This is a genomic window from Thiofilum flexile DSM 14609 (assembly GCF_000380185.1).
Lineage (GTDB): Bacteria > Pseudomonadota > Gammaproteobacteria > Thiotrichales > Thiotrichaceae > Thiofilum > Thiofilum flexile.
Genome location: NZ_KB904789.1, coordinates 1 through 10,605, shown reverse-complemented (window position 1 = coordinate 10,605; position 10,605 = coordinate 1). Strand labels below are relative to the sequence as shown.

Below are 10,605 nucleotides of genomic sequence, written 5' to 3'. Positions count from 1 at the left end.
CATTGGGGGATTGAGAATCGACTCCATTGGGTCTTGGATGTGCTGATGCGTGAGGATCTGGCACGTAATCGTACCAGCGATGGCGCTCACAATTTCTCCCTCCTGCGCCAGATGGCCACCAACTTACTTCGATACAACCAGACGAATAAGCATAGTCTCAAAGTACGACGAAAGCAGGCCGCTTGGTCAACCGATTATCTCGCCGAACTCTTGGAGCCACTTATTCCTCTACACCAATAAAGATTCAAGCGATTGCCCTGGCATTATCCCATACTACCCTAGCCGCACCTGTGCCTGTAGCAGCCACCTCGGTAGCAACTACCCCACCGGCACCTGCTTGCCGTACCCCCATTAAACGCACACCGGAAAAAAGCTCTTTTGCACAAGGCCTTATCGGTCTTAGGGCTAAACTCTCCGCTCAAGAATGCGTCACCTTATGCAAAGTATTAGCTGAACAAAAATATATATCTAACGATCGCTATAATATGACCATTACCACCATTGAAAACTTTCGTACTACTCAGTGTGAAACTCAGTCACTCGGACGCTCTGGCAAAGTGAAATGTGAGGCGACCTATACAGTGGCTCGATTTAATTATACTGATGCCCCAGGGTGTTACTCTCCTCTTGTTTTTCATCCACGCCCAGTTCCTGGACGTTTAACAGAAGGCACTACCCTACAAGCCCCCGCTAAACATCATGTGTTAGGGCATTACTTTGCAGAAATGGCCTCTATGGAAACCGCCGCCATTACGGCTTTTCGTTATTTAGTCCGCGAATTAGAGGCTTATCAAGCTCCGGCTGCTTTGATTCAAATGGCACGTGAGGCGGTACAAGAGGAAATAGAACATGCTGAAATGGCAGGATTACTAGCACAAGCCTATGACACCTCGGTGCCTGAGGTATTAATTGATGATTTCCGCCTGCGTTCTCTAGTCGATATTGCCTTAGAAAATGCGGTGCAGGGTTGTGTGAACGAAACTTATGCCGCTGCCTGTGGCTATTGGCAAGCTGCGGTGGCTGAGCATGAGGTGTTTCGTGAGGTCATCGCTCATATTAGTGAAGAAGAAAGTAAACATGCCACCCTATCTTGGGCCATTCATGTGTGGATCATGCCGCAGTTAACCCTCCAAGAACAACAGGTCGTTCGTGTGGCACAGGCTCAAGCGATTGCTCGCTTACAAACAATTGAAGGAGCCGATGAGCATCCCTTAATCAGAATGGCACTAGGACAGCCCTCTGCGGCTGAGAGTGAGCGTTTAGTGAATCAATTACGTACTCAGCTATGGGAGCCTGCACTTGCCCATCCGTCTATAATGAGTTAACTACTTAGCTTGACAATTCGCATGGCTACAGGTAGTTATCGCGCTCTGAAATCATAAGGATTAAGCGCATGGCGACCTTGCAGCATTGGATGAATAAACTACCTTGGAGCCTAGTCATAGTGGCGGTATTGACGCTAGGGCTAGCTCCTTTCATACCCGAACCTCATGTATGGGAAAAGCTCAAACTGCTAATAGCCGGTGATTTAATTAAGCCCATTGATTGGTTTGATTTAGTCCTACACGGTACACCTTATATCCTACTGATACTTAAACTACTCGCCCAAATACTACCCCCATCGGAGTCGCGCTAAATGTTGCCCTTGAGTACCTTAGCTGTCTTTATTCCTACTTTCTTTTTTGTGTCCGTTACACCCGGTATGTGTATGACCCTCGCTTTGACACTCGGCATGTCGGTAGGGTTAAAGCGCAGCCTACACATGATGTGGGGCGAGTTATTAGGGGTGGGCTTAGTCGCAACCCTCGCAGCCGTTGGAGTAGCGACCGTGATGCTGCAATTTCCGCAGGCGTTTACTGCCTTTAAAATTGTGGGCGGACTTTATCTGGCGTGGATTGGGATAGAAATGTGGCGCTCGCGCGGGAGCTTAGCCATACCCGAACAGCTCGATAACACACAATCGAGCAAGCCACTCGATTTAGCGCTCAAGGGCTTTATCACAGCCGTGGCTAATCCTAAAGGTTGGGCGTTTTTCATTTCCTTATTGCCCCCGTTTTTACACCAAGACCAGCCCCTTGCTCCACAACTCATGGTCTTGATTGCCATGATTTTAATGATGGAATTTATTTGCCTACTGCTCTATGCCATGGGCGGGCAGGCCTTACGCCATTTATTACTAGACCGTGGCAATGTGCGTCTCCTCAATCGCATTGCGGGCAGTCTCATGATTGGGGTGGGAATTTGGTTGATTTTTGGATAGGTCAATCCCTAGCATAGGGCTTATACTAAACCCCTATGCTACTTTGAGATTACGGCGATGTCTTTAGCACCTAAAACCCTACTGTCTATTCAGGACTATCTTGCGGGGGAGCGCTTGAGTGAAGTACGCCATGAGTATGTGGAGGGTGTAGTCTATGCGATGGCAGGTACTAGTATTAATCACAATCAGATTACCGCTAATGTGCTGACTGAACTCAAAACCAAACTCAAAGGTAAAAATTGCCGCCCCTTTAGTAGTGACTTATTAGTTAAAACCTCAGCCTCTCGCTATCGTTATCCTGATGTAACGGTCATCTGTAATGAGCAGTTTTTAGATGATTATAGCACTGAATCCCCTACGCTAATTGTTGAAGTACTGTCTAATGGCACACGTAAAACGGATCGACAAATCAAGCGCTTAGAGTATATGCAAATCCCCAGTTTGCAAGAATACATGCTCATTGAACAAGACTTTGTGCAAGTGGAGGTATTCCGCCGTAGCCAAGCGTGGCAACCGTCTTATTACTATTGGACGGATGTCGTAACGCTAGAGTCATTAGGGGTCAATCTAACCGTGCCGGATATTTACGAGCAGGTTAATAATGCCGAAGTGTTGCAATGGTTGAACTCACCTAATCCCACTCTCTAGGATCGACTTTATAGTAGTGTTTTAATTCGCCAAATAATTCGGGGTGGCGCTGCTGCATGGCTTGGGGTTGTTCAAAAAACACTTCCGTCACTACCGCAAAAAACTCTGCCGGATTAGTCGCACCATAATAATCTAATAAAGTCTCATCGCCCTGAAAAGCGGCCTGCCGCAAAGCCTCGAACTCGCGTTGAAACACGGTTGCCCAACGCTGATAACGCTTTTTACTCCCTAACACGGGTGCTCCATTATTCGCTCCCGCTTCGCTATCTAATTGATGAGCAAACTCATGCAGCACTAGATTCATGCCATCATGACGATCTTGATTGCCTTTGAGCACATCTTCCCATGACAAAATCACTTTGCCATTCGCCCATGACTCGCCTAATAAATGCGCGGGGTAAGATTGATGTAATCCGGCCTCATCCGCACTCTCACGCGGCACACTAAAGGCACTAGGATAAACCAAAATATAGCGTAAGCCGCCAAATACATCGGTTTTACGATTGAGCAATAATAAGCAAGCACTCGCTGCAATGGTGACTTTGATTTCGTCTGTAATGACTAGACCATTACAACCTGTAAACTCTTTTTGATAAATAAATTGCTTCACCAAGCGCTGGAGCTGATGTTGGAGATCAGTAGGCAAATAACGATAGGTAGGCACATTACGCCGTATAATCGCTCGCCACTCACTCGGAAAGGGAGCAGCCATTACTTGACGCAAACGATAATAAGGCCATACATAATAGGCACTGATACCTACAATAATCAGTAGCAGTAATATCCACGCCCCATCAACCATTATAAATACCTGAGTGTTACGATAAGGATTAAATGGGGGTAGATACAATTGGATTCAAGGGATAGGTGAGAAATTACTCACCCACCCCTGTACTCACGAAGGCCTAGCTAGGATTAGGGTTTTGTCCAGCCTCAGTCTTTTCAGCTACAGCATTTAGCGGACTGGATAACTCAGCAGCAGGTTCAGGTACTGCCGCTTGAGCGGTCTCAGTAGGCGCTGTAACTTCACCAAAAAATTGCTTACGCCCATAGACCACTTTATACCAAACCGTATAAACCGCTGGCAGGAATAATAGGGTTAATAGGGTCGCAATTAATAAGCCTCCCATAATCGCTACCGCCATGGGGCCGAAAAATACGCTACGCGATAAAGGAATCATCGCCAAAATAGCGGCTAAGGCGGTCAGCATAATAGGGCGAAAACGTATCACAGCAGAGGTAATAACCGACTCTCTAGGAATCATCCCCTCTTCAATATGGCGGTCTATTTGATCCACTAAAATGACCGAGTTCCGCATAATCATGCCCGATAAGGCAATGGTGCCTAACATGGCGACGAAACCAAAAGGTTTATCAAAACTCAGTAAAAAGATCACCACACCAATAATGCCGAAGGGGGCGGTTAATACCACCATAATCACGCGCTGAAAGCTTTGTAATTGCAGCATTAATAAAGTCAGTACTACCCCAATAAATAAGGGTACACCCGCTGCAATAGAAGTCCCACCTTTAGCACTTTCCTCAACCGCTCCACCGACTTGTAACTCATAGCCTAAGGGTAACTTCGCTTTAAAGTCATTCATACGCGATAATACTTCAGCGGTGACGGTAGGCGCTTGTACCTTATTATAAATATCCCCGCGAATGGTAATAGTGGGAGTGCGGTCACGATGCCAAATAATCGCCTCTTCTTGGGTATCGACCACAGTAGCAATCTGGCCTAAGGGTACATAGGAACCGGTAGCCGTTGGAATATTAAAAGTGAGTAGCTGATCTAATTGCTTACGCTCCGTATCCCCTCCGCGTAATAAAATCGGAATAGTTTGATCACGCTCTCTAAATTCGCCGACTTGAACTCCTTGAATCACCCCATAAATGCTTTGATTAATCGTGGCTTGGGTAATACCTAAACTAATGGCTTTTTCGGTATCCACTTTTAGCTGTATATCTTTGCGTAATTCATTCCAATCTAAATGCACATTACGCAGATTAGGATTTGCCCGCATTAGGGTTGCGACTTGCTCGGCTAAATCACGCAATACCCATAAATCATCCCCAACTACCCGAAATTGTACTGGATAACCTACGGGTGGGCCATTTTCGAGTCTTAACACCCGCCCTCTGAGTTGGGAAAATTGCTCACTATCCATTAGCTCAATCAGCTTACTCCGCAGTGCTTCGCGATCAGAAATGCTCTTAGTAGTAATAACAAACTGGGCAAAACTAGGATTCGGTAATTGTTGATCTAGGGGTAAATAAAAACGTGGTGAACCCGCCCCTACATAAGCGGCATAATTATCAATATGCGCTAATTGGGTATTGAGAAAAGTTTCAACCTTTTTGACTTCGCGGTCGGTTGCTGCACGTGAAGAACCTTCGGGCAGTTTTAAATCCACTAATACTTCTAAACGGGTAGCCTCCGGGAAAAATTGTTGTTGAACCAATTGAAAGCTATAAACCGCTGAGCCAAAACTAATGAAAGTTAAAAGAATAACGGTTAAGGGAAAGCGCACGCATAAGGTAATTAAGCCCTGAAAGAAACGGGTAAAACCATTGGCAAACGCATCTTTAAGATTACCCAGCCAGCTAAATAAGCCTTTTTTCTTTTCTCCATGATGCTCTTCTTTGAGTAAGTGATACCCTAAATAAGGCACAATAATCACCGCTGCAAACCAAGAGAGCACTAGGGCAATGGTCACCACTTGGAAGATGGAGCGGGTATATTCCCCCGTCGCCGAGGCAGCGGTGGCAATGGGTAAAAACCCAGCGACGGTTACAAAAGTACCCGTTAACATAGGGAAGGCCGTGGTACTATAGGCGTAGCTCGCGGCACTGACCCTATCCATGCCCTGCTCTAATTTGAGCGCCATCATTTCTACCGCAATAATCGCATCATCGACTAATAGCCCTAAGGCTAAAATGAGAGCACCTAAAGAGATTTTGTGTAGCCCGACATCAAACAAAAACATCACGAAAAAGGTTCCGGCGAGCACTAAAGGTATGGATAGTGCCACCACGGTTCCGGCACGCATGCCTAAGCTAAAGAAACTCACCGCTAATACAATCACTACCGCCTCAAATACCACTTGCAGGAATTCACGAATCGAGGTTTTCACTGCCACCGGCTGATCATTGACACGGTGTAAATCCATACCAATAGGTAATTGGGTTTGAATACGCTTAAATACGGCCTCTAGATTTTGCCCTAGCTTAATAATATCGCCGCCCGCTTTCATGGACACACCCATCCCTAACGTGGTCTGCCCCATAAAGCGCATTCCATCCGTAGGGGGATCAATATAACCGCGCTTAACCGTGGCTATTTCATCCAAGCGCACAGTGCGATCACCCACCTTCACGGGCATGGCTTTTACATCCGAGAGATTTTTAAAGCGCCCCAAAGCATAAACATCAATCTGGTCGGTGCTAGTATTATAAACCCCGCTTGCCACCATGAGGTTTTGATTGGTGAGTTGGGTTTGTAGCTGCTGGATCGTAATACCCAATTGAGCACCCTTATCATTATCCAGCTCAATATAAACCCGCTCAGCCTGCTCACCAATCAAGAGCACTTTAGCAACATCAGGCACTTGCAATAATTCTTTACGAATCCCATCGGCGGCATCGCGTAATTGCCCCATGCTAAAACCATCACCTGTGAGCGCATAAATATTGCCGTAGGTATCGCCAAATTCATCATTAAAAATCGGCCCTATCACACCAGAGGGTAAGGTGTAGGCAATATCTTGTACCCGTTTGCGTACTTGATAAAATAAATTAGGTACTTCTTCAGGCGGGGCATTATCCGCACCGACTACCGTAATCACAGCAAAACCAGGTTGGGCATAGCTTTTCAAGGTATCGACAAAAGGGGACTCCATGACCACCTTTTCAATCCGGTTAATGACCTGATCCTCCATTTCCAGTGCAGTAGCTCCAGGCCATTGCACTTGAATCACCATGACCTTAAAGGTAAACGGGGGATCTTCCGATTGCCCTAGTTTGCTATACCCGAATAGCCCTAGGATCAAGACGGCGAAGATGGTAAACAAGACTAGATTTTGGTGCTTCAGCGCCCAGCTCGATAAATTAGCTTTCATACTTATTGCCCTATAGGACGGGCTTGCCCGGTGTAGGGAGTGGGAATAATGTCTTGCCCTTGATGAATACGATTCACCCCAGCAGCCACCACGGTTAGTCCTTCATCTAGCCCAGATACTAATAGGCCACCATCCAGATAATTCTCGATTTCAATCGGTTTTAGCTCGGTTTTATTATCGGCACTCACGATCCATACCGCCGGCTGTTGATCACTTTGGAATAAAGCAGTAGCCGGTAGCCATGACACGGTTTTAGGCAATGACTTACTAAAGGTCACGGTCGCCGTCATACCTAAACGTAAATCAACACTCGGATTTTTAATCGTCACTTTGACTAACCATAGCCGGTTAGCATCGGCTAGCGGAGCAATCTCCGCCACCATTCCCTCAAAGGTATCTGACACTGCCCATAATTTAATCTTAGCGGGTGTTCCCACTTGTACTAGCTTAATAGCCTGCTCACTGAGCTTAATCTGCACTTCTAAATCTTTACTATTAGCAATATTCACAATTGTTTGCCCGACTCCAACTACCTGCCCTATTTCAACTGGCGTACCTGTCACTATACCGCTTACGGTACTGGTCAGTTCGGTGTAACGCGACTGATTCTTAGCCAATTTAGTTTGCTCGGTAATAGTATTAATTTGTGCCTGAGCCGAACCTACTTGACCGCGTGCGGCATCAGCTTGCGCTTGGGCAGATTCAACTTGTGCCTCAGCCGTTTTGACTTGCCCCTCGGCGGCTACCACACTCGCACGCGCCGCAGAAACATCCCCCTCAGCCGCTTTGATTTGGGCTTGGGTGGTTTTAATTTGGGTTTGAGCCGTTTTAATTTTAGTTTGTGCGGCATTGACCTGAGCTAAAGCGGCCTGAGCATTGGCATAGACCGATTTATAACTGGCTTGTGCTGCTGTAACCCGTTGGCGATGTTGATCTAAGATCGTGGTGCTTAAATAACCTTGCTGATTTAATTTAGCACTACGATTGTATTCTAGTTGGGCATTTTTAAGCTCGGCTTGGGCAGAGCCTACTGCCGCTCGTGCCGACTCGTAAGTCGCCCGCGCTGACGCAACACCCGCTTGGGCTGACTCGACCCCCGCTTGGGCTGACTCTAGGCCGGTTTGCATAGCGATTAAATTACCTTGTGCGGTACTCAGACGTCCGCGTGCGGCTTCTACATTACCGCGTGCTGAGCTGACCGCGCCTTGACTGGCGGTGACATTATTTTGCAGGGCGAGTAAATTCGCTTGGCTGGTTTGTAGGCTGCTTTTCGCCGCATCTAAATTCGATTCGGTTTGTTTAACACTCAGCTCCGCATCTTCATTATCTAACTGTGCAAGCACCTGCCCTACTTTGACAGTTTCACCTATTTCTACACTGCGCCCAACCACTTTACCCGCCACCCTAAAGGATAGGCTGGTGACTTTATGCGGTTGAACCTCACCCGAATAGGTGTCGACCTGTTCACTGATTTGCGCCTGTACCCGCCAGACTTGTGCGGGACGGGTAGGTTCTGGTTGTTCCACTTCTTTTTCTTTACAGGCGCTGAGCATAGCAAGGCTTAAGCTCAGTACTAACCACGATTTTATTGACATGGAGAAATCCCTTCTATAGTGGCTAAGCCATTATAAAGTGCTGCTAATGATTGACGTAATACGGCACAAAAATCACCGCGCCCAATGGTCATGTGTTCAAACACAAATTGAGTTAAGCCGGTATCAGGATCAGGCAGCGCTGATGGTCGCAGCAATTGCCATAAACCTAATAATTGTGCATAGGACTGCAAGAGGGCTAATTCATTCATGAGTGGCAACTGGGGGCGTAAAACCGCCACGACTTCATGTAGGTAACTCGCCACGCGCTGCTGAAAGGCTTTAGCCTCCTCAACAGCCACTTGCCGCTCTAACAGACCATGACACAAAGAGGCTAGCGGTAAAAAAGTGGGTGAGGTTTGAATAGCCTGAATCAGCATCGTGCTTAAGTCATCACAGGACATAGGCTCAGGCTGTTTAGCCCGCTCGATCACTTGAGTAAAAAAATGCTCTAAATCACGCTCATGTAAAGCCAGTAAGACTTCGTCTTTACTACGAAAATAAAGGTAAAGGGTGCCTTTTGCGACACCACTCACCTCCGCAAGCTCTGCCATGCTGTTTAAAGCCTCAGAATGGGAGGTCCATAAGGCTTGCGCCGCATTGAGAATTTCTTCGCGTTTGCGCTGTTTATCTGCAGGGAGATAAGCACGAGGAGGAGACATAACACACCAACAACTGACTACGGGTCACTAAGGGGTAAACTATAAATGACTAGCGGTCAGTTGTCGATAGTGTATTAGTATTGATTATGAGGAAAAGGCTATAAATATAAGCAACTTATTTTATTATGCGATCATGATCAATTATCCTCAGGGATTAAAAGGCGTACAATCGAACAAACCAGAGGCTTTTTTGATAAGCTTTATGTCAAATGTGGCAAATTTTTCACAGTGCTGACTCTGTACCAAATGCCAAGCATCAGCAAAATCTAGCCCTGATTGAAATCCATTTAAAGCCTTTTGAATAGCTAGTTCATCTCGTACTAGCACATTTTCTAAACCTAGCAATTGAGTCAGACCTAAATATATATCTTCAGCACTGAGTTTATAGGCAAAACGTAAGACCCATTCGGTTTCTAATAGCACGGTATCAGCAATAAATATTTGCTCATTAGCAAATAGCTGCTCAGCTTTTTTAGCTTGTAATGCATCATCTTGCACTAAGAGTCGTACTAAAATATTAGTGTCTACTGCAATCATTACCAGCTCTCTTTAATACCTTGAGCAATAGCCGTCTCCATCTCTTCAATGGTTTTTGCTTTACCTTGATAACGATTTTTCAGACAACCTGCCACTTGAGTTAAAGTGGTTTTAGGTAGTCTCGTTGGCTGATAGGGGCGTAATAAAATTCCTTGTTCAGTTTCTTCAACAATGAACTCCTGCCCATTATCCCATCCATGTAACATCCTGATAGATTTAGGGATAATAATTTGCCCTTTGCTAGAAAGACGTGTGGTTTGTAGTGGTTGCATAGTAGAGCCTAAAGTAAGATATAGGTAAGACAACTATTATGCTAAGTATTAAACTCTAGGTCAAATACAAAAATAAGCATATTTATATTAGACCTCTTGCAAAAGTCAGGAAAAGCAATTGAATAGCATTCGATTCACCAAACCGGCAATAAGCCTCAAGCGCAACCCAAAACGTCGCCGTCGATTACGATAACGTTCCTTCAAAATCCTGAAGATCTTCAAGGCACGAATCCGATGCTCTACTTTGACACGAAACGAGGCCAACACCTGATTAAAGGCTTTCTGTTCCTCTTCTAACGGGCGCTTCTTAGGCTTCTTAAAGGGGGTGATTAAGGTCGCTTCCTTCAACTCCCAGCCCTGATAAGCCAAGTCCCCCAAGCAAAAGCNCCCCGTCGGTACCGCCTCCTGATGCTGACGAGCCAAGGTCACATCATGCTCATTTCCCTCCGCCATACATAGGTGTAAAATCAGTCCCGTCGCCTCATCAATCAGTAACTGAAATTTCACAGTATG

The 10,605-nt window shown here is 46.0% G+C and carries 12 protein-coding genes; 5 read left to right on the top strand and 7 right to left on the bottom strand.

Annotated elements, in window-relative coordinates; all coding sequences use genetic code 11:
• From A3IK_RS21780 to A3IK_RS0113920, 5 genes are all read left to right on the top strand, one after another.
• On the top strand, positions 1 to 240 hold a 240-nt coding region (locus A3IK_RS21780; RefSeq protein ID WP_020559581.1), incomplete at its 5' end, for a hypothetical protein.
• Complete coding sequence (locus A3IK_RS0113935; RefSeq protein ID WP_040849290.1) at positions 183 to 1,325, top strand: hypothetical protein; 1,143 nt, start codon at positions 183 to 185, stop codon at positions 1,323 to 1,325. The genes A3IK_RS21780 and A3IK_RS0113935, both read left to right, overlap by 58 nt.
• 68 nt (positions 1,326 to 1,393) lie before the next feature.
• Positions 1,394 to 1,636: a hypothetical protein gene (locus A3IK_RS0113930; RefSeq protein WP_020560597.1), complete on the top strand. Its 243-nt coding sequence runs from the start codon at positions 1,394 to 1,396 to the stop codon at positions 1,634 to 1,636.
• On the top strand, positions 1,637 to 2,260 hold the full coding sequence (locus tag A3IK_RS0113925) for a LysE family translocator (RefSeq protein ID WP_020560596.1): 624 nt from the start codon (positions 1,637 to 1,639) through the stop codon (positions 2,258 to 2,260).
• Positions 2,261 to 2,317: 57 nt separating this feature from the next.
• Positions 2,318 to 2,908, top strand: a complete 591-nt coding sequence (locus A3IK_RS0113920) for a Uma2 family endonuclease (protein WP_020560595.1) — start codon at positions 2,318 to 2,320, stop codon at positions 2,906 to 2,908.
• Here A3IK_RS0113920 and A3IK_RS0113915 read toward each other — a convergent pair.
• The 7 genes from A3IK_RS0113915 to A3IK_RS0113885 form a co-directional block, all read right to left on the bottom strand.
• On the bottom strand, positions 2,892 to 3,710 hold the full coding sequence (locus tag A3IK_RS0113915) for a M90 family metallopeptidase (RefSeq protein WP_020560594.1): 819 nt from the start codon (positions 3,708 to 3,710) through the stop codon (positions 2,892 to 2,894). The two genes, A3IK_RS0113920 and A3IK_RS0113915, sit on opposite strands and share 17 nt — an antisense overlap.
• 103 nt (positions 3,711 to 3,813) lie before the next feature.
• Positions 3,814 to 7,029 carry an efflux RND transporter permease subunit gene (locus A3IK_RS0113910; protein WP_020560593.1) on the bottom strand — a complete coding sequence of 1,072 codons (3,216 nt, stop codon included), beginning with the start codon at positions 7,027 to 7,029 and terminating at the stop codon, positions 3,814 to 3,816.
• Between the two features lie 2 nt (positions 7,030 to 7,031).
• Positions 7,032 to 8,624 carry an efflux RND transporter periplasmic adaptor subunit gene (locus tag A3IK_RS0113905; RefSeq protein WP_020560592.1) on the bottom strand — a complete coding sequence of 531 codons (1,593 nt, stop codon included), beginning with the start codon at positions 8,622 to 8,624 and terminating at the stop codon, positions 7,032 to 7,034.
• Positions 8,615 to 9,283: a TetR/AcrR family transcriptional regulator gene (locus A3IK_RS20465; protein WP_020560591.1), complete on the bottom strand. Its 669-nt coding sequence runs from the start codon at positions 9,281 to 9,283 to the stop codon at positions 8,615 to 8,617. The genes A3IK_RS0113905 and A3IK_RS20465 overlap by 10 nt, the downstream gene beginning before the upstream one ends.
• 147 nt (positions 9,284 to 9,430) lie before the next feature.
• On the bottom strand, positions 9,431 to 9,820 hold the full coding sequence (locus A3IK_RS0113895; protein WP_020560590.1) for a type II toxin-antitoxin system VapC family toxin: 390 nt from the start codon (positions 9,818 to 9,820) through the stop codon (positions 9,431 to 9,433).
• Positions 9,820 to 10,092 (bottom strand): AbrB/MazE/SpoVT family DNA-binding domain-containing protein, encoded by a 273-nt coding sequence (locus A3IK_RS0113890; RefSeq protein WP_020560589.1) that lies wholly within the window; start codon positions 10,090 to 10,092, stop codon positions 9,820 to 9,822. Before A3IK_RS0113890 ends, A3IK_RS0113895 begins: the two co-directional genes overlap by 1 nt.
• Positions 10,093 to 10,197: 105 nt before the next feature.
• Entirely contained in the window at positions 10,198 to 10,599 is a 402-nt protein-coding gene (locus A3IK_RS0113885; protein ID WP_425425440.1) for a transposase family protein, read from the bottom strand.
• Positions 10,600 to 10,605: the final 6 nt, after the last annotated feature.